The following is a 19,565-nucleotide window of genomic DNA, read 5'->3' on the forward strand; positions in this document are numbered from 1 at the left end:
TGCAAGAACTGCATGCAAAATCTGAAGCTCTTATTTTTATTTCTTTTTTGTTTTTTTTTCGCAAAATGCATTGTACATCAGCGGGATGCAAACAAATCATTGGCTTGACTCCAAACGTTTCAAAATCAAGGTTCGTAAACGTGCCTCATGCTCATCTCCCCAATTACCAATAGCTGAAATTACCGGAATTAATGTTTTTCCAAAATCTGTCAAACTGTATTCAACTTTAGGAGGCACAACAGGATATATAATCTTTGAAACGAGTTCGTGTTCTTCTAATTCCTTCAGCTGAATATTTAAAACCCTTCGTGAAGCATCAGGTATTTTACGTTGCAGTTCACTTGGTCTTTTATGCCCTTGATCAATAAACCAAAGCAACCGTATCTTCCATTTACCATAAAGTACTTCACCAATTAGATCAAGACCACAGTTTAAGTTCGGGATTGTTTTTCTTTCATACATATTGCAAAATTAACATATATACTAATCTGTGCAATAGGGAATAATTCATCCCTATCTGAATCGTAACTCCGTACTTGTCAAGAACTAACATACTTCCGAGATTTGTACTACGAAATTTAAAAAACTATATAAGATGAATTATCAAAATGAATTATCAGGCAAAATTGTGTTAGTAACAGGAGGCACAAAAGGAGCTGGAAAGGCAATTGCAGAAAGACTGCTGCAGGCTGGGGCAACAGTTATCATTACCGCAAGAAACACACCGGAAAAAGAAAACGCCAATATGCATTTCATAGCTTCGGATTTAAGCAAAGCGGAAGGAACTAAAGAAGTCATCGACGAAGTGCTGTCGGCTTTCGGAAAACTGGATATTCTAGTGAACAACCTCGGCTCCTCATCAACGCCAGCAGGAGGCTTTAGCGTGCTTTCCGACGAAGACTGGGAATCGACCTTTCAGACGAATCTCCTTGCTCCTATTCGACTTGACAGGGGATTTTTACCGCAGATGATAAACCAAAAGAGCGGTGTTATCATTCACATAGCTTCTATTCAGGGCAAACTCCCTTTGCATGATTCTACTCTCCCGTATGCCGCTGCAAAAGCGGGCCTTATCAATTACAGCAAAGGCCTCTCTAAAGAAGTATCTTCAAAAGGTGTGCGCGTGCTAACTGTTTCTCCGGGGTGGATTAATACATCTGCATCGAAAGATTGGCTAGGTGAGATTGCAAGAAACGCAAGCAGTACAGTGGAAGAAGCGCAACAAGGCGTCATGCATGCGTTGGGCGGAATACCTTACGGCAGACCTGCCGAACCTGAAGAAGTGGCTGAACTAGTCGGTTTCCTTGTTTCTCCAAGAGCCGGCTATCTGACAGGAACTGAATTTGTAATTGACGGAGGCACAGTACCGACGATTTAATAATCTTTAAAAACTATAGCATGAACTTACCGAAACTTATAGGAAATCTAGTCAATGCACAGAACAGCTTTGACAGCATTGCTTATGCTGACTGCTTTTCCGAAACCGCCGTGGTATATGACGAAGGCAGAACGCATAACGGAAGACGGGATATACAGCATTGGATCGACGAATCAAACAAAAAATACAGATCAGTAATGATACCTCTCGAATATATCGAAAATAATGCTTCAAGCATCTTGACAGCTGAGTGCTCAGGAACTTTTCCGGGGAGCCCCATTACATTAAAATTTCATTTTGATATTGCTGATGGGCAAATTCAACATTTAAAAGTAACGGAATAAATAATGATAAGAGAGCGATAGAAAATCAATCACTCTCTTAAAAAAATGAAGCATTACTTTTCAATTAAAAGCCATTTTTTTCTTTCCATGGTTTTTATTACTTAAAACAGCTCTCCTACCTGACTTACAGTTCCGCAGCTCTATTAATGGATTTTTGCGTTCTAAACTGAAAAATAGATCCCGCGGCAAACAACAACAGTAAAATAAGGAGCGTATTGCCGATTACAGGATCTTTGATATCTTTCGCCAGCGGATGTCCCAACGGAATTCTGGTAAAAGTTTCATTAACCGTTGGAACCAGAGACAGGAAGAAGCTCAAAGACAGCCAGAAGTTTTCAAAATAGCGCGCTCTCGCGCTATTTTCTCTTTTTGAATTCAGAAAATAGGCTCCCAATACCAAAAAGATTATAAAAATAGAAAAGGCATGTCCAGGATTAAATCCGCCGTGTTTGGAGATTCCTAATGAAGTTAGGCAGGCAGCGATTGTTGCGTAAAAATATATTTTGCCCGATAATGCATTCAAATTGATTTTACCGTATCTGATAAAATCTGCTGCTGCTGCCACAATTGCCGCAATACCTATTATTGTGTGAAAAATTCCTAAACTTGATAATCCCATTTTTTTATGTTTTAAATTTGTTTGAAAATACATGACAAAATTCCGACAGATCAAGAGGAATGTTTTGGCCAAACAGTCCAATTATTTGGCTATCTAGTCCACAAAAAAAGCATCCCTCAAATAAATCTTAAGAATGCTTAAAACGTTAAAAAAAAATGTCTATAATTACAGGTTTCTGAATCTATGTCGGTAATTTGTGGGACTGATAGTGTATTTCACAGTAAAACTCTTGGTGAAATTTGCCAGATCATTAAATCCGCAATCAAAAGCTATTTCGGTAATGCGCTGATCGGAAACCCTAAGCAATTCAGCCGCTTTCTCTAGCTTTTTTGTTTTAATGTAATTGGCTGGAGTATCCTGATATGCTTTTGCAAATTCGCGTTTAAATGATGACAAGCTCAGATTACTTTGCTGCGCCAGCTCTTCAATTGTGAGCTGCGAAAATAAGTTTGCCTCAATTATTTGTCTAAAAGTATAAGCCACAGAAGAAAAAAGCTGCGATAATATAAGCTGCATGGATTCTGAATTTTGAGTTTGAGACAGCAGAAGTATAATTTCTTTTACTTTAAGCACCAAAATATCTTCGTTGACCAGAGATGGATTTTCAAAATAAAACAGCAGCCCCTCAATGTACTTTTGAATTAAAAAATCATTATTTATCTTCTCGCCTGACTTATTCGATATTGCATTCTTAGGTTTTTGAAGAAGGGACGGAAGTTCCCTGTCGTATATTTTTTTTAGTATCTCAGGATAAAACGTTACGATGACAATTTCACAATTGCTCTCTGGTTTTGAGTTGTAAAGCCTCTTCCCAGATTTTATGCAATTTAGTAGCAGCGAATAATTGGCCACAATACTAAGCTTCCAGCCATTAGACTGATAATCAGCCTCTCCTTCTTTGACGTATAAAAAGCAAGCCTGTTCCGCTACCGGAAAGTCAAATTTAAACGGCGACACCAATTCAATCTTCTGAATCAGTGTCTTGCCATACAGTTCATATTTTTTATAGTTGTTTATCATAACTTCCTATTCTCTTCCCTACTCTATTATTTAAAGACGCTACAGCACCTTTTCCGCTCGCTTTATAATGCCGGAATCAAAAGAAATAACAAACAATATAAAATATAAAACAGCTCGAAGGACGTCTTAATTTTTATGCGATATTACTATAAATCTCTGATTTTCTGTAAATGTTTAGATGGAATAATTAATCGGTAATACACCTACCACATTACCAAAATCGAGGGGTTAATTATAATACTCTGATATTTTAATAATGGTGCTTTTTTCTTTTTCTAAAATCTCTATGCCTTCAGAGATTAGATTATCTTCTGGATCATCATCTTCAAACTCCAAAAAATAGGATGAATCGCCATTGTCATTTTTTTTAAATCGGCCTTCAATGAGCTTTTGGCAATAATTGTCAAATTTAAATTTGCATGCTATATCGTTGATTTTTCTTATTAGAGAAGTATCCGATTCTCTATTTGGGTAAATTGTTGTTTTAATTTCTACAGAACTGATGAAATGGTTGCATCCTCCTTTATATACAGTTAGAGTGTCGTCATTGTAGACTAATTTGGCTTTGTTGGTTTTTGAATCCCAAACATATTCTTTGATTTCAAGCTCGTTGAGCCATTCCTCTGTTATTTTTTTGTAATTGTCATCAAATACGCAATCAGAATCGTTTTCTGATCCGCTGTCAGCTGATGTAGAAATCGTGTCGGATTTGCTGTTTTTAATTGCAGTATTTTCGGTGTGCGTTTTTTTTTCCGAACAGGAAATTACTGCAATCAATATCAAAATACAACAGAATGCTTTTCTCATAGAATTATTTTTAGCTGGAATTTATATTGGCAATGTCCGGCTTATCTGCCCCAAGCTGGGTCTACAGGCGGGACGGATGCCGGTATTCTTATGTTTTCAAAAATAGATTTTTTATTTCAAAAACCATCAGCATAATTTAAAATCCGGCGTTCTTGGAATTTTGATGGATTAGCCCCAACGCTACAATTCTCGAACCATTTATCAGAAGATTTAAATGTTCTTAATAAATTATAGTTAGAATTTCATTCACTTAAATAAGGATATTAAATGATTTTCTTTACTCCTGGAATCAATAAAACAAGCGAACCAAATATAAAACTGCATACTACTATTAAAGGGGTCATGACCAAAAGTTTTACTGCAGGATCAATATCCCAGTTTCTGACGCATAATGTAAAAACAACTATAATTAATGGATGAAAGATGTAAACCGCAAAACTGCTTCGTGATGCTTTAGTGAGCAGTTCTGACGTTTTATTCCAGTTTCTTTTTCCCTTAATTAAAAGCGTTGTCAGAATGGAAATGCCAATCATTTGTTCCCATACTGCATATAGCAGTGCCTGCCAGTTAAATCCTCCTGAAAACCAAGAAGATGGTGTGTTGAGTTTGAATTTTACAATAAAAAATACAGGAAAAAATAACAGGCAAAACCAGACCGATTTTTTGAGCTGTTTACCCGTTTTTTCTGAAAGTTGATCAAACCAATTGTTTTTTGAGGCCAATAAGCCAACAATGAATAAGGCAATATATTGCGGGAAATGCCCTAGCTGAAATCCAAGCGGTTTAAGAATCCATCCAACAGGAAATATAATTCTAACCAAAAAACTAATAATTCCTAAAGCTATTGAAAATAATAGTATAGAACGAGAATTTGGTACGGCTATAGGTTTATCAAAAGTAATTTTGAAGATCTTTCTTGCTGTTGCATAAAACAATGTAAAAAATAGTAGAGCAGCTATGAACCATGTAACGCCTAAGTCGATCCAGCTGTTATAGCCACTTAGATATTCGAAGAAAGTAATATGATGCTTCTTCCCAAAATAATAAACCAAATAACACATAAATGGAGTAAGAATGAAAGAGTAGAATAGTATTGGAGTTCCCAGTCGAATTAACCTGTCTTTAATGAATTTAGAGATTCCTTTTCTTGAATAGGAAGAGCTGGTAAAATAGGCTGCCAATAGAAAGAAATAGCCCATAAAGAAAGATTGATTAATGCTAATACATGCTGTTGTAAGAATACGCACTCCTAAAAGACTGGTTTCTTCATTATAGTACCAACCTTCAGCAGAACTATAAGCAATAAAAGTGTGGTGAAGTATAACCAATATGGTTAGAAGAACTTTGATATTATCGATGTAAAGAAGTTTGTTCGAAGACCCGGAATCATGTTTCTTGGAAGCAATTGAAGTTGTCATAATAATTTTGGTTATTTGTTATTGATGGCAAACGTACAATAAGAAACTATAGTTAAGTAACGGGTTGTTACTGATAACTAGGTTTTGTGATGAACAACAAACTTAAGCACTGCATTTGCTGCGAAGCTTCTGGTAGTAAGTATTGAAACTATCAACCTGCTTTCTTGAAACTGGAACCTTAACATCAGTTTCGTTGAATGAAAGCAGATATCCTTGTGAGTTTCCAGACACTTTTTCAACCTTAAACATATTTACTAAATAAGTTCTGTGGCATCTAAAAAAGTGTGGATAATCTATTATTTGATTTTCAAATTGAGTTAAAGAAATCCTTTTTACTTCTGTGGTAATTTGGCGATCATTTGATTTTGTCAACTCAATGTAATTGCCATCAGCTTTTACAAAAAGCAACTGATCTATATTTAAGCTAAAATTATCTTGTTTTACTTGTGTGCTAATAAAAATATCTGAATTTAAAGCTGCTTTTTCGGGTTCGCCTTCTAGCGGAATGAATTGAAGAATGAATGGAGATCCTTTTTTGGACTCCAAATAAAAACTGGATAATCTTAGAAAAAAATAAAAAAAGACACCAGCAACAAGACAATTTCTAATTTCTTCAAAAAGGTAATTCCACGACCAGTTGTTGGAATTGGTATAAAGCAAATCCCGCATTAAAAAGCTGGTTATTCCAATAAAAATCAATAAAAATCCAATATAAAGATATTCTTTGAGTAAAGTCCATTGCATTTTATTTTTGACTTGCCTGAAATAATTCAGTGCTCTAAAATAAACAAACAGGATAAGAGCTGGAGCCAAGGCATGTAAAAAACAAATAAAGAAATAATGCATCCTTAGTTCAGGATCATAAACACCAAATGGTTTAAATGCTAAAAGAAATAGTAAAATCACGAGAAAAACAACGGCTGAACTTTTTACCAGATTTTGAGATTGATATCGACGGGGATATTCAATTTCATTTCGTAAATGTTCTGTGTTGATGTAGAATGGCATGTTAAAGATTTATTTGGGAATAAAAATACAAAAAATAACAAACTCATGGCTTTTGAATTATTTTGATTAAATCATGGAAAAAAGCCTGAGAATCTAAATTCTCAGGCTTTTAAATTTTCTAGTAGCGGGAACAGGATTCGAACCATTCTTTTTCATCATTTTCAATACCTGCGTATTTTCTATCCAACCTTCTTTTTTGAATCATTAAATTCTTTAATAAACAAATGCAGGAAGTGAATTTTTAAGATTAGTAAATTCTCTTTAGCAGTTAATCTACCATCTTTTTTAAGTGCTCTAAGCAGTTTCAATCAATCATATCAAAGTTCTTTAAAGATTAATTATCTGTTTTCTTACATTTCTGTATTTCAAAAAAGTTTAATTAACTTAAAATTAGAATTAAAAAAGAGCAATTATCTTATTTAAACCAATAATTTGATTTATTAATCTTTAATATTGAAATTTGCAAGACAAAATCACTAAAACCAAATCAAACAAAAGCGGTCATAGTTGAAGATTAAAGAATAAACGGAAAGAAATATGGAAAATACTCAGAATACAATCAAGAATGATTTTGTGTTCACGCTAAAGAGCACTTGTCTAGATGAAAACTACCACCCCTCAAGTGAAACGCGTCTGACAACCAATTTTGCAAACCTGGCTAGAGGAGATAATCGACAGCAAAACTTACGTAATGCTTTAAATATGATTAACAATCGATTTAATGCATTGGCTCCTTTGGATAATCAAAAAGCAGATCGTTACCTTGTAGAACTTGAAATCATTACAGTAACGATGAGTATTGATGATAAAAATGGCATTAGCAATCTGCCGTTGATTGAAGTTTTAAAAACGAATATTTTTGACCGTAAAACCAACCAGCGTATCGAAGGTATTGCTGGGAATAACTTTTCTTCTTACGTACGCGATTATGATTTCAGTATTTTATTGATCGAGCACAATAAAAATAAACCTAATTTTTGTATTCCTGAAAATTTCGGCGATTTACACGGAAAACTTTATAAGAGCTTTGTAAGTTCAGATACTTATAAAGAGCACTTTAAGATGTCACCGATCATTTGTCTAAGTGTATCAAGCAATAAAACTTACACTCGCACTGAGTATCAGCATCCGGTTTTGGGTTTTGAATATCTGCAGGATCAGTATTCCATTACTGATGAATATTTCTCTAAAATGGGCTTAAAAGTTCGTTTTTTCATGCCTCCAAACAGTGCTGCACCGATGGCTTTTTATCATTCTGGAGATCTACTTGCTGATTATACTGATCTTGGACTAATCAGTTCAATCAGCACAATGGAGACTTTTCAGAAGATTTATCGCCCTGAAATTTACAATGCAAATTCGGTGGCTGGGAAAATTTATCAACCTAGTCTTAAACACGAAGATTACTCACTGACTCGCGTTATTTATGACCGAGAAGAGCGCAGCCAGCTGGCAATTGAGCAAGGTAAATTTGCAGAAGAACATTTCATTAAGCCTTACAAAAATGTCTTAGAAGAGTGGTCTGCCAATTTTGGTCTTTAATTAATACAACACATTAAATTATTTTTATTATGAAGAAATCATTGCCAACCTCAATTGTTGGAAGTTTACCCAAACCTGCTTGGCTTGCACCACCAGAAAAACTTTGGTCGCCTTGGAAATTAGAAGGAGATCAGTTAATTGAAGGGAAACAAGATGCTTTGCGCATTTCTTTGCATGAACAGCAATTGGCAGGGGTAGATATAATTAGTGATGGCGAGCAGACACGCCAGCATTTCGTAACCACTTTTATCGAGCATTTAAGCGGTGTAGATTTTGAAAATCGTAAAATCGTAAAAATTCGTAACCGTTATGATGCAAGTGTTCCCGTTGTTGTAGATCAGGTTGCACGTCAAAAATCAGTGTTTGTTGATGATGCTAAATTTTTACGCAAACTGACTGATAAACCTATAAAATGGGCTTTGCCAGGACCAATGACAATGGTAGATACGTTGTACGATAACCATTATCAAAGCCGAGAAAAATTGGCGTGGGAATTTGCGAAAGCACTAAATGAAGAAGCAAGAGAACTGCAGGATGCAGGCGTAGATATTATCCAATTTGATGAACCTGCTTTTAATGTGTTCTTTGATGAAGTTAACGATTGGGGAATGGCAGCATTGGAAAGAGCCATTGAAGGTTTAAAATGCCAAACTGCGGTGCATATTTGCTACGGTTATGGAATACAAGCTAATAATGATTGGAAAAAGACATTGGGCTCAGAGTGGCGTCAATACGAAGAAATTTTCCCGAAAATTCAAAAATCTAATATTGATATTGTGTCTTTAGAATGCCACAACTCAAAAGTACCTTTTAATTTAATTGAACTCGTTCGCGGTAAAAAAGTAATGGTTGGGGCAATTGATGTGGCAACGAACACTATCGAAACACCTGAAGAAGTTGCTAATACCCTACGCAAAACTCTTGAGTTTGTAGATATCGAAAATCTTTACCCTAGCACAAACTGCGGTATGGCTCCTTTGTCTCGAAATGTAGCAAGAGGCAAGTTAAGTGCTTTAAGCGCAGGAGCAGAAATTATCCGCAAAGAATTTTCAATTTAGTTCCAATTCCAATGCATTAATTGGAAAACGGTATCCTTGTGATTCCTCTGTCCGTAGAGTTTAGCTAAACTCTACGGACTATAAATTTAGAAACTATTGCTCCCTCACCATCTCTTGGTGATTGCCCAAATCCGCGTTAGCGTTAGTGTTTATATATTTGACATTTTATACTATCTGAATATTTTTTAGCAATTGGTTTTATCCAATCGTTAAGTTCAACTGATTTATTATCTGTCTTTATATATACTCTATTCAACGTTTTTCTTTCTATTTGGCCTTCTGCTAATACTGACATATTATCTCTTCCAAAAGCCATAATAGTATCATTAATTTCTCCGTCAAAGTAAATTTTCTTATTTACTCCATAATGAGCTTCCACAGTATGTATATTGTAAAAATATCCACCAGCAATACAAGAAAGTGTAGTTAAATAAATGAGAATTCTTTTTGTGGAAATTTTATAGACTATTAAAAATCCTAAAGAAATTAATACTAAATAAATAATCACTAAATATACAAATTCGTGACCATTAAGATTATTTACAATTTCGTATAAAGGGCCACCAAAAAATAAAATTGCGACATATAAAATTAGAAAGACAAAAGGCAAAAGAAATATTATATTAATCAATACAGTATTATGTTCCTTTTTAACAATCCTAAAAATTGTATCTGCAACAAACCCTAAAAATAAAAAAAATAAAATAATGAATAACAAAAATGCAATACCTAAACCTACATCCGTTGGGTGCTCTTTTTGTCTATTTGCTTCAAATGCAATTTCTGAATAATAATATAATCCTAAAAGAGGAACACTAACTATAAATAATCTTTTCAAAAAGCTTTTTAATATGTTCATTTTAAAATATATTTTTTTTTAAAAATTAAGCCTATTTTCGGATTTGCCAAATCATTCAGACATAAAATCATTGGGGTTCTTTCCCAATTAAGTTAAGGATTAAATGATGATTTGATTGAAGATTTCTGATTAACGATTTTTGATTTCAGATGTGTGTGCCTCAAAAACGGCATATTCTTTATTCATCTACGTAAAATCTTAAATCAAAAATCGTTAATCTACAATCAAAAATTTTTTAACTGGCATTTAGTTCTTTCCCAAAAAAATAAAGAGCCACCGAACATAAATAAAATTACATTTCTTTTCGTCTAGCCATACGCTGAGCGATGATGCTCGCGGCAATCAATTGAAAAGCATGGTAAAGCATGAGTGGCAATAATACGATGCCAGTGATTGTACTGTGCTGAAAGAGTACTTTAGACATAACAGTTCCGTGTACCAATGACTTTTTAGATCCGCAAAATAAGACCGTAATTCGATCTTCAACTGAAAAGCCAAACAAACGGCTTAGTAGTCCGACACAAAAGAACACAGCAAAAAACAAGACCATCATTCCTACGGCAAGTCCCGCAAGTTCAAGGACGGTGAAGCCATCAAAAAGATGTTCGGAGAATGACTTGCAAAACGACGTGTAAATGATGCTGAGGATAATTCCCTGATCGAAATATTTGAGCTGTTTTTTATACTTTTCTGCAATGGCGCCAAAACGGGAGTTAAGGCTAATACCAATGATGACAGGCAATAAGACTTGAAGAATCAGCTTTATAAAAATATCAGTAACATCAAAATCACCTGTTGCAGAAGCGATGAACAGTCCAACCCAAAGTGGCGTTACCACTACTCCGATCAAACTGGAAATACTCGCATTGAAAATGGCCGCAGAAATGTTACCTCTAGCAATGGAAACCATAACTACAGAAGATGAAACTGTAGAGGGTAAAGCCGCTAAAAAAAATACACCTAGCCAAAGCAGCTCGAAACCGTTGTTGACAAACAAAGGGCGAAATGCCAAAACGATGAGCGGAAAAAACAAAAAGGTTGTTAACTGTACGACAATGTGCATTTTCCAGTTGGCAAGCCCAGCTTTTAGTTTCTCAACACTCAGCCTAAGTCCATAAAAAAAGAAAATAAACGACACGCCTAAATTGGCAATCTCTTCCAAAGAAATAGGTTCTTTGATCATGCCTGGCTCCGGCAAAAAATAAGCCAGCAAAATCATGGTGGCGATCATTAACAGGAAACCGTCTAAACCTGCTTTACTTAATACTTTTAATAACTTCTCCAATGTCTTCTTAATTTATTCCTCCATTTATCGCCCCGCTTTAGCAGTAGAATAATTGGATCATTTATTTATATGTTTTCAGCTTAATTCTCTATGCAAAATTATCTTATAGAACCAAAAAAGCTAATCAATGCTATCAGTTAAGAGAATTCAGCTATTTTATTACATAAAACAAGTTTTATATACTTTTTAAAATGTATTTTTGAAACTTAAAAAGATTTTTTTGCTATGGAAGAACTCGATACTACCGATCTGCTTTTGCTGAAGATACTAGGAAACAATTCTAGCTATACCATAAAGGAACTTGCTGCGCAGGTAAACCTGTCACCAACTCCTGTGCTACAGCGTGTAAAAAAGCTGGAAAATAATGGCTACATCAAAAAATACATCGCCTTAATTGACCATGAAAAATTTGGGCATGGATTTACCGTTTTTTGCAACATCAAACTCAAACAGCATGACCGCAATATCGGAAATAGCTTTGTAAAGGATATTATGGAAATCGATGAAGTAGTCGAATGTTATAACATTTCTGGAGATTATGATTTTATCCTTAAGGTCTTCGCCAAGGATATGAAACATTATCAGAATTTTGTCTTTAATAAATTAGGATCCGTTGAAAGTATTGGTAGCACGCAGAGCACTTTTGTGATGTCGGAGATCAAAAATCTGCATAATATTACAGTCTAAGAAAGTAGATTTCATACATCACAATCATAAAAAATTTCAAAAAAGAAATACTTTATAAATTAAATTTATTCAAACAAAAAAAGCCTGATTTAAAACAATCAGGCTTTTAGTATTTTAGGGCTAAATTAAATTTTTGAAATCAATTTATACCTGTTTATTCTTATCACTTTTTGATAATAGATCTGGTTACAAAATCGTTTCCGGTCTGAATGCGTACCATGTAAATGCCTGGAAGCAAAGCACTGCAATTGTAAGACACATCGATTCTTCCCACTTCAAAAATCTTATCGCAAATTGTATCGATTTTTCGTCCATTGACATCAAACAACGAAATAATAACTTTCTGCTGCTCTGTCTGCATAAAAGATACTGTTAAGTCTCCTCCTGTTGGATTTGGAAAAATGCTCAGACTGACATCAGCAGATTCTTCAGCAGACTCCTGAATTGTCTTTTTAGCGGAAAGCGTTGGAACTGTACATGTCGGCGTTGTACTAAATGCCATTGATGCTGCAGAGAAGTTGGTAAAAGCGGCATTAATATCTGTATTAGAGACATCTGAGGCACCTTTTCCATCGCATTCTGTTCTTCCATTTCTCCAATAAGGAAACTGCAGATAAACTCCGGCAGTAGAACAGCTGCCTATTTCTGCGTCACCTCCAACCACAACTGAACCTCCAAAGTTTCCTGCAAACAGCATGGCATTTCCTTTTATGTTTGCGGTATTGGCTACAGAACCGCCTTCCATCCAGGCATTACCTTCCAAAAGGGCACTACCTGATAAAGTTGCATTATAAATGCATGCGTTATCTCTAACAATTGCATTACCGCTGATATTGCCACCCTCAACCATTGCATATCCTTCTATGCGCGCATTTCCAGAAATGGTACCGCCTCTAACAATTGCATAAGGCCCAACAAAAACAGATGATGCAACATTGGCGTTATTAGAAATCCATCCTCCCCCATTTGCATGTATACGGCCGTTAGTTTTAAGAAACTTTCTAAAGTCGGCTGCCGGCTGATAACCTTCAGGATTTGCATTGGCAATTTTAAGTTCATACGGATATCTTCTTTGTTTCGGATAACCAACATCCATATTGTAATTTACGTGTGTTTTTGGAGCAGAAAAAACTACTAAAAAAATGCCTGTTTCAGAAGCTGTATTTAAGGTAAATGATGCTTCCCCATCCGTTTTATACATTGGACTGTAACGAGATACTGTCCCGTCAGATTTTGTAGTCACAAAACCATATCTCCAGCCAGCCTGAGTTGGATTTACCTCAGCATGTCCTTTAAATTTAATGGTAACTTTTTTTTCTGTCCCCGAACAAGTTGGGTACAAAGGAATGATATTCATTCCGTAATCCTGAGGCACCCAGTCATTATTGGTATAAAACTGATCATTTGTTCCAGCTACTTTAGTCAGAAGCGTGTACTGTCTGCTGGTGTAACGAGGCATATTGTTTTGAATAAATTTATGTGTTTCCCTGATTTTCTTGCCAAAATTACTAGCAGCATTTATTTGCGAATTCCATTGAATCGGATAATCAAAAGCAGGCTGACGCTGAGCGTAGCCCCATAGATAATCATTAAGCTGTTCTTGTGTAAATCCTTTTAGCCTTTTTATTGTTTCCAGAGGATGTTCCTCATTTTTTGATTCTGCCCACATTCTTCTGGTAAAATCAAAACCATCCTTTTCCTGCACATAATACATCAAATGAAAATTAGTATAGTGATGTCGATTAGAAGACCACATAAACTGTCTTGTTTGTATCCATCTGGTAAGCGTTCCATCAATTTCTGCCCATTGCGGATAAACCTGAGCTCGCATAAAATTGGCATGTCCTTCAAAAAACGGACCAGCCCAATCATAGCCTGCGAATGCAGTTCCGTTGCCCGGATTTTCCTGAATCCTCATCATCATCTGCAGCGTATGTGCAAATTCATGCGATAAAGCACCTCCGTCTCGCGTTGCCTGTGGGTGTACAAACATCGCTCCTATGGTATTGCTAAAAGAACTGGCATGCGCAAAAGCTGTAAGCCTGTCATCGGTAGAATTCCAGGTATTCATCACCATGATGATGATTTTGTACTTTCCTACATTAGTTGTAGGCGCATTGCTCACAAATTTCAAATCTGTAATATAGCGCTTAAAACTACGCTCAAGGGTATCTGCAACCGCCTTGGGAGTAAAACGTAATGTTGCATCTGCATATCCTGCCGGATTCGTGCCTACCTTATCTCCCCAATACAAAACGAAATTTGTAGACTCATATCTTCTGTCGTTGGAGATCTTATTGTAAAATTCATTGCTGGGATTACTCCATTCTGTAGGCGTGAATAAAGTCTTCTGTGAAATTGCAGTGTAACTGCAGAGAAAAAGAACAACTTGTAAAAAAAGTGTTTTCATATAATAATTGATTTAGGGTTCAGGAGCATTTATTCTTATGACTTAAAACCACCCATGCAACGTGAAAATATGAATATCCTAAATTGACCATTGCCTTAACATGGCAGAACTGGGTTCTTACAAAATAGGTCTGATAATCATACAGCACAATCTCTCTTCATTTATAATAACTAAGAATAACAGTACAAATCTGCACCTAATTATTTTTATAAAGTTTGAAAAAGTTCAATGTTTTTCAAATGTTTATCCCTAAAAACAACTTTCTTAACAAATGTTAAATAAATTTCTGCTCGTTTTTTTATCCAAAGCGTTCTGAATATACATAGTGTAGAAATCTGCATTATCTTACTGTCTAGCTCCACTCCATCAAAAACACATTTTACTTCACTGTAGTACTTAATCTACATATATTGAGTATAGCGTTCTACGTTTCAACCAAGGCTGTCCTTATAATTTTGCTCCTCATAAAATTATAATCCTTTCTAGATTTTAATAATAGTTTAAACACAGAATTAATGGAAACAAAGAAAATTTTAGGAGCAGTCACTTTACTGCTTGCTTTAGGTATGGGAAGCGCCTACGCGCAAGTTGGAATGCCAACCAACAATCCTCAAAGAAATGCACAATTAGATTTGAATGGTGCCAATAGTCAAAACAATAAAGGTTTATTACTGCCAAGAGTTTCTTTGGTTGCTACCGATAATGTAGCGCCGCTTATAGGAACTGTTCTGTCTGGTATGAAAGTGTACAATCTTGCTACAGCCGGATCTGGCGCGACCGCCGTAACACCAGGAGAATATTACTACGATGGTACAAAATGGGTGCGAATTGCAAGCGAAGGTAGTGGCGCGAGCGGTGCCGAACCTTGGTACGATGTAGCAACTCAAGCAGGTGCAACAGCCAATACTCAAGATATTTACCAAATAGGGAAAGTAGGTATAGGTACAGCAACACCTAGAGCACAATTAGAGGTAAGTAAAGATGCATTGATTAATGGTCTTACTATTGGTTTGGCTGGTGGACAAGGAAGTACTAATACCGCTGTTGGTTCTTCTGTGCTAAGGAACAATTCTACAGGAACTTATAATACTGCAGTTGGGATTGGTTCGCTTCAAAATAATAATTCAGGATATCAGAATTCTGCATTGGGTAGCAATGCACTTTCATTAAACATGGGAGGGAGTATGAATTCTGCAATGGGGTCAGGCTCTCTGCGCTCAAACACACACGGAAACCAAAACTCAGCAATGGGTGTCGATGCACTTAAAGCAAACACTACAGGAAACAATAATACAGCATTAGGATATAATTCACTTTTGGCAAACACCACTGCTAGTTTTAATACAGGAATTGGCGATTCTGCTCTGTCTTCAAACATTACAGGGAGTCAGAATACATCTGTTGGTGTCAGTGCACTTCGGTCTAACACAGAAGGAAATGATAATGCAGCACTGGGTGTAAATGCACTTCTGTTTAACACAACAGGAAATGAAAATGTTGCAATGGGTTCAAATGCGCTTCAAAAAAACTTAACTGGAAATAAGAATACAGCAGTAGGTATCAGAGCGCTTCAAGCAAATACAACAGCCGATTATAATACAGCGATTGGTGCTTCTGCACTTGCAGCAAATACAACAGGGACTTGGAATTCAGCAGTGGGTACGGGTTCACTTGCCAATACTACAACTGGAAGTTACAATACATCAATGGGCGTTAATGCGCTTAATACAAACACCACAGGGCATGATAATTCAGCAATGGGTGTTAGTGCGCTAAATGCAAACACCACAGGTAATAATAATTCAGCATTTGGTGTCAGTGCGCTTATAAATAACACAACAGCAAATGATAATACAGCAATAGGCTACAAAGCACTTGCTAGTAATACTACCAAATCTGGTAATACAGCAGTAGGTTCCCTAGCACTTCAGAATAATACAACAGGAGGTTCTAATACAGCTATTGGCCACCAGTCACTAATGTTAAATACTACAGGTGCTAATAATTTAGCAGCAGGAATACAGGCATTAGCTTCTAATTTGAGCGGAAGTGCTAATATAGCGCTAGGTAGCAGTGTGCTTTACAGTAACGTGGGGGGATCTGGAAATGTAGGAGTTGGTAATAACGCACTCAGTTTTAACACTGAAGGTGGTGGAAATATAGCATTAGGTCAAAATTCTCTTTTTTCAAATAAAACGGGATCTAATAATATCGCAATAGGTTCTCTTGCCTTAAATAGAGTGGTGACTGGGAGTAATAACATAGCTATTGGAGATGAAAGTGGTGGTGGTAAAGGAAATAATAATATTTGCATTGGCAGATATACTAATACTCCTGTAGATGGCGATAATCAAATGAGTATTGGTAATCTTATCTATGGTACTGGTATGACTAATGTTGCTGGAGAAGGTAATATTGGTATTGGGACAATTAACATAGGGAATAAATTACAGGTAAAAGGCGATATTGGTGTAAGTGCATCAGGTAATCCTGTTTCTCCTAATGTTGTTATTGGTACAGCACCTGAAAACGGAACTTATATATCTGGAGGTCAAGTAGGTATTCAAAGTACACTTCAAAACTTATTGCTTTCTAAGCCAGCAGGCATTACTAACCAAGGATGGGCAGCATACTTTCTTGATTTTAGAGTAGGAGGAAATAGCGTTGGAGGAATCGCATATAGTGGCGGAGCTACGGCAGTTATTTCTGTAAGTGACAAACGTTTGAAAGAAAACATTGTAAACACTCACTATGGTCTTTCTGATGTAATGAAAATTGGCATTTTTGACTATAACTATAAAACAGATGCTGAAAAAACGCTTAACACAGGTGTAATGGCACAAGACCTTTACAAAGTTATTCCTGCTGCGGTAAAAGTTGGAGGAGATGATGCGAAAACCAATCCATGGGCTGTAGACTATGCAAAACTGATACCAGTATTGGTTAAAGGTATGCAAGATCAACAAGCACAAATTGAAGATCAAAAATCGGAAATTCAGTCATTGAAAAAATCTCAACAATCACAAATTGAGGAATTAAAAAACAATCAACAGTCACAAATTGATAGACTTAAAAAAGATATCGAAATGTTGAAATCAAAATAGTATTTTATAAAATAGTTGAAAAAAGCTGCTCTTATTATAGAGTGGCTTTTTTTTTGCGTTTTTATTGTAGTAAGTAACTCTGTAAAGAGAATCTATTCTGCATTTTCCTCGCAGTTTTGTCATTTGAGAAGATGTGTAAAAAATAACTTTTCTAATCTAAGTCCAAAGACACAAAAATATGGCTGTAGTTCTTAAACTACATTAATTCAAGCCATTATACTACAATTTGTTACAATGTGCCAATTTACTTTTGCATCGCGAATACTCCTCTCAAAGGGTTTAAATAAAAAAGTAATGAAAAAGAAAAGAAATTTTGCTACAATGGCGGTACTTTTAGTTCTAGGAGCAGGTAGCGCATATGCACAAGTTGGAATGCCAACAAACAATCCTCAAAAAAATGCACAATTAGATTTGAATGCAAATAATAATACCAACACCAAAGGTTTATTATTGCCAAGAGTTTCTTTAGTTGCGACCAATAATGTTGCGCCACTTATAGGTACGGTATTATCTGGTATGAAAGTTTATAATATCGCTACAGCCGGAAGCGGCAATACAGCAGTTACTCCAGGAGAATATTTTTATGATGGTACGAAATGGGTTCGTGTCGCAACCGAAGGCGGAACTGCTAGTGGCGAACCTTGGTATGATGTAGCAACTCAAACAGGTGCAACAGCCAATACTCAAGATATTTACCAAATGGGAAAAATCGGTATTGGAAATAACAACCCTCAGGCACAATTAGACGTAAGTAAAGATGCCTTGATTAATGGTGTTACTATTGGTTTAGGAGGAGGACAAGTAGCAGATAATACCGTAGTAGGTTACAATTCACTTAGGTTAAACACTAGTGGAAATCAGAATTCAGCCTTGGGTGCCAATGCGCTTGCGTCAAATACAACAGGAAAAAAGAATACAGCAATAGGCATCAGAGCACTTCAAGAAAACAGAACATCTGATTATAATACAGGATTAGGCTCTGACGCGCTTGCAGCGAACAATGGCGGTTCTTGGAATACAGCAGTAGGTACTGGTGCCCTTGCGAACAATCTAACTGGTAGTTATAATTCTTCAATGGGGGTAAATTCCCTAGTGAATAATACTACTGGTTCTTATAATTCAGCAATAGGGATAAGTGCACTTACGTTAAACAATACAGGACATGATAATGTAGCAATGGGAGTTAATACGCTTGAGTCAAATACAACAGGATTGTTTAATGTAGCATTTGGTAATGGTGCGCTTCAGAAAAATACAATAGCAATTGGCAGCACTGCAATAGGACATCAAGCACTTGTCAATAGCACGGGTGATTTGAATACAGCTGTGGGTTATCAGGCGCTTTTAAGTACAACAACTGGCTCACGTAATGTAGCACTAGGTGACATTGCGCTTCATGCTAATACTACAGGAAGCAATAATTTGGCTCTCGGAAATAGTGCTGGTCAAAGATTAACTACAGGCAACAATAATATACTTATCGGTAATAATTGTGATGTTCCAAATAATACAGGTAATAACCAGATCAGGATAGGTAACACATTTATGGAATATGCAGGTATTCAGATACCATGGACTGTAACATCCGATGCAAGATTAAAAACAAATGTAAAAAATAATCCATTGGGACTTGATTTTGTAAAGCAATTAAAACCTGTTGTATATAACCGTTTTACCGATGACGGCAACGGAGTGAATAGCAAAAATGAATATGGTTTTATTGCCCAAGAAATAATGGCAACGTTGGAGAAAAACGGTGTGAAGCTTGATAAAACTGGTATGATTTCGTACGATGAAAACGCAGACAGATATAGTGTTCGCTACAATGACCTTATCTCTATTCTTACAAAAGCGGTACAAGAGCAACAAACAGAAATCGAGACATTAAAAAAAGAGCAACAATCACAAATTGATGCTTTGAAAAAAGAAATGCTAATGCTAAAATCAAAATAGTATTTTATAAAATAGTTAAAAAAAGCTACTCTTAATGGAGCAGCTTTTTTTTGTGCAATATTGTAAGGCACAA

At 35.9% G+C, this 19,565-nt stretch carries 16 protein-coding genes; 7 read left to right on the forward strand and 9 right to left on the reverse strand.

Annotated elements, in window-relative coordinates:
• Positions 1–96: 96 nt before the first annotated feature.
• The gene (locus tag QLQ96_RS20350) at positions 97–462 is read right to left on the reverse strand and encodes a winged helix-turn-helix transcriptional regulator (RefSeq protein ID WP_482492914.1); all 366 of its coding nucleotides are present in this window, start codon (positions 460–462) and stop codon (positions 97–99) included.
• A 133-nt stretch (positions 463–595) separates the two neighbouring features.
• Here QLQ96_RS20350 and QLQ96_RS20355 point away from each other — a divergent pair, with 133 nt between their 5' ends.
• Positions 596–1,378: an SDR family oxidoreductase gene (locus QLQ96_RS20355; protein WP_482492915.1), complete on the forward strand. Its 783-nt coding sequence runs from the start codon at positions 596–598 to the stop codon at positions 1,376–1,378.
• Positions 1,379–1,398: 20 nt separating this feature from the next.
• Complete coding sequence (locus QLQ96_RS20360; protein ID WP_482492917.1) at positions 1,399–1,722, forward strand: nuclear transport factor 2 family protein; 324 nt, start codon at positions 1,399–1,401, stop codon at positions 1,720–1,722.
• A 124-nt stretch (positions 1,723–1,846) separates the two neighbouring features.
• Here QLQ96_RS20360 and QLQ96_RS20365 read toward each other — a convergent pair whose 3' ends face one another.
• The 5 genes from QLQ96_RS20365 to QLQ96_RS20385 form a co-directional block, all read right to left on the reverse strand.
• Positions 1,847–2,341: a hypothetical protein gene (locus QLQ96_RS20365; RefSeq protein WP_482492918.1), complete on the reverse strand. Its 495-nt coding sequence runs from the start codon at positions 2,339–2,341 to the stop codon at positions 1,847–1,849.
• Between the two features lie 165 nt (positions 2,342–2,506).
• The gene (locus QLQ96_RS20370; protein ID WP_482492920.1) at positions 2,507–3,361 is read right to left on the reverse strand and encodes a helix-turn-helix domain-containing protein; all 855 of its coding nucleotides are present in this window, start codon (positions 3,359–3,361) and stop codon (positions 2,507–2,509) included.
• Positions 3,362–3,589: 228 nt separating this feature from the next.
• Positions 3,590–4,168, reverse strand: coding sequence for a hypothetical protein (locus QLQ96_RS20375; protein ID WP_482492922.1), 579 nt, complete (start codon positions 4,166–4,168; stop codon positions 3,590–3,592).
• A 263-nt stretch (positions 4,169–4,431) separates the two neighbouring features.
• A complete protein-coding gene (locus QLQ96_RS20380; RefSeq protein WP_482492924.1) occupies positions 4,432–5,586 on the reverse strand; it encodes an acyltransferase family protein in 1,155 nt (384 codons plus the stop codon).
• 102 nt (positions 5,587–5,688) lie between these two features.
• Entirely contained in the window at positions 5,689–6,594 is a 906-nt protein-coding gene (locus QLQ96_RS20385; protein ID WP_482492925.1) for a LytR/AlgR family response regulator transcription factor, read from the reverse strand.
• A 537-nt stretch (positions 6,595–7,131) separates the two neighbouring features.
• Between QLQ96_RS20385 and QLQ96_RS20390 the strand changes: the two genes are divergently transcribed.
• Positions 7,132–8,136 (forward strand): DUF1852 domain-containing protein, encoded by a 1,005-nt coding sequence (locus QLQ96_RS20390; RefSeq protein ID WP_482492927.1) that lies wholly within the window; start codon positions 7,132–7,134, stop codon positions 8,134–8,136.
• 29 nt (positions 8,137–8,165) lie between these two features.
• A complete protein-coding gene (locus tag QLQ96_RS20395) occupies positions 8,166–9,194 on the forward strand; it encodes a methionine synthase (RefSeq protein WP_482492928.1) in 1,029 nt (342 codons plus the stop codon).
• A gap of 142 nt (positions 9,195–9,336) precedes the next feature.
• On the opposite strand, the gene QLQ96_RS20400 is transcribed toward QLQ96_RS20395, so the two are convergent.
• Positions 9,337–10,053, reverse strand: coding sequence for a hypothetical protein (locus tag QLQ96_RS20400; RefSeq protein WP_482492930.1), 717 nt, complete (start codon positions 10,051–10,053; stop codon positions 9,337–9,339).
• Positions 10,054–10,345: 292 nt separating this feature from the next.
• Positions 10,346–11,338 (reverse strand): bile acid:sodium symporter family protein, encoded by a 993-nt coding sequence (locus QLQ96_RS20405; RefSeq protein WP_482492931.1) that lies wholly within the window; start codon positions 11,336–11,338, stop codon positions 10,346–10,348.
• Between the two features lie 225 nt (positions 11,339–11,563).
• Between QLQ96_RS20405 and QLQ96_RS20410 the strand changes: the two genes are divergently transcribed.
• Positions 11,564–12,025, forward strand: a complete 462-nt coding sequence (locus QLQ96_RS20410; RefSeq protein ID WP_482492933.1) for an Lrp/AsnC family transcriptional regulator — start codon at positions 11,564–11,566, stop codon at positions 12,023–12,025.
• Between the two features lie 163 nt (positions 12,026–12,188).
• Here QLQ96_RS20410 and QLQ96_RS20415 read toward each other — a convergent pair whose 3' ends face one another.
• Positions 12,189–14,435, reverse strand: coding sequence for a DUF6055 domain-containing protein (locus QLQ96_RS20415; protein ID WP_482492935.1), 2,247 nt, complete (start codon positions 14,433–14,435; stop codon positions 12,189–12,191).
• A gap of 515 nt (positions 14,436–14,950) precedes the next feature.
• On the opposite strand from QLQ96_RS20415, the gene QLQ96_RS20420 reads away from it, so the two are divergent.
• Together QLQ96_RS20420 and QLQ96_RS20425 are read left to right on the forward strand one after the other, a co-directional pair.
• Entirely contained in the window at positions 14,951–17,539 is a 2,589-nt protein-coding gene (locus tag QLQ96_RS20420) for a tail fiber domain-containing protein (RefSeq protein ID WP_482492936.1), read from the forward strand.
• Between the two features lie 294 nt (positions 17,540–17,833).
• Positions 17,834–19,492 carry a tail fiber domain-containing protein gene (locus tag QLQ96_RS20425; protein WP_482492938.1) on the forward strand — a complete coding sequence of 553 codons (1,659 nt, stop codon included), beginning with the start codon at positions 17,834–17,836 and terminating at the stop codon, positions 19,490–19,492.
• The last annotated feature ends 73 nt before the right edge of the window (positions 19,493–19,565 follow it).

The sequence above is a fragment of the Flavobacterium sp. B167r genome, assembly GCF_056824315.1.

Bases quoted from the DNA above. Each gene is read 5' to 3' on its own strand.
- QLQ96_RS20370 (WP_482492920.1), bottom strand. From the start codon at position 3,361: ATGATAAACAACTATAAAAAATATGAACTGTATGGCAAGACACTGATT.
- QLQ96_RS20410 (WP_482492933.1), top strand. From the start codon at position 11,564: ATGGAAGAACTCGATACTACCGATCTGCTTTTGCTGAAGATACTAGGA.
- QLQ96_RS20390 (WP_482492927.1), top strand. From the start codon at position 7,132: ATGGAAAATACTCAGAATACAATCAAGAATGATTTTGTGTTCACGCTA.
- QLQ96_RS20395 (WP_482492928.1), top strand. From the start codon at position 8,166: ATGAAGAAATCATTGCCAACCTCAATTGTTGGAAGTTTACCCAAACCT.
- QLQ96_RS20380 (WP_482492924.1), bottom strand. From the start codon at position 5,586: ATGACAACTTCAATTGCTTCCAAGAAACATGATTCCGGGTCTTCGAAC.
- QLQ96_RS20420 (WP_482492936.1), top strand. From the start codon at position 14,951: ATGGAAACAAAGAAAATTTTAGGAGCAGTCACTTTACTGCTTGCTTTA.
- QLQ96_RS20425 (WP_482492938.1), top strand. From the start codon at position 17,834: ATGAAAAAGAAAAGAAATTTTGCTACAATGGCGGTACTTTTAGTTCTA.
- QLQ96_RS20355 (WP_482492915.1), top strand. From the start codon at position 596: ATGAATTATCAAAATGAATTATCAGGCAAAATTGTGTTAGTAACAGGA.
- QLQ96_RS20385 (WP_482492925.1), bottom strand. From the start codon at position 6,594: ATGCCATTCTACATCAACACAGAACATTTACGAAATGAAATTGAATAT.
- QLQ96_RS20415 (WP_482492935.1), bottom strand. From the start codon at position 14,435: ATGAAAACACTTTTTTTACAAGTTGTTCTTTTTCTCTGCAGTTACACT.
- QLQ96_RS20360 (WP_482492917.1), top strand. From the start codon at position 1,399: ATGAACTTACCGAAACTTATAGGAAATCTAGTCAATGCACAGAACAGC.
- QLQ96_RS20375 (WP_482492922.1), bottom strand. From the start codon at position 4,168: ATGAGAAAAGCATTCTGTTGTATTTTGATATTGATTGCAGTAATTTCC.
- QLQ96_RS20350 (WP_482492914.1), bottom strand. From the start codon at position 462: ATGTATGAAAGAAAAACAATCCCGAACTTAAACTGTGGTCTTGATCTA.
- QLQ96_RS20365 (WP_482492918.1), bottom strand. From the start codon at position 2,341: ATGGGATTATCAAGTTTAGGAATTTTTCACACAATAATAGGTATTGCG.
- QLQ96_RS20400 (WP_482492930.1), bottom strand. From the start codon at position 10,053: ATGAACATATTAAAAAGCTTTTTGAAAAGATTATTTATAGTTAGTGTT.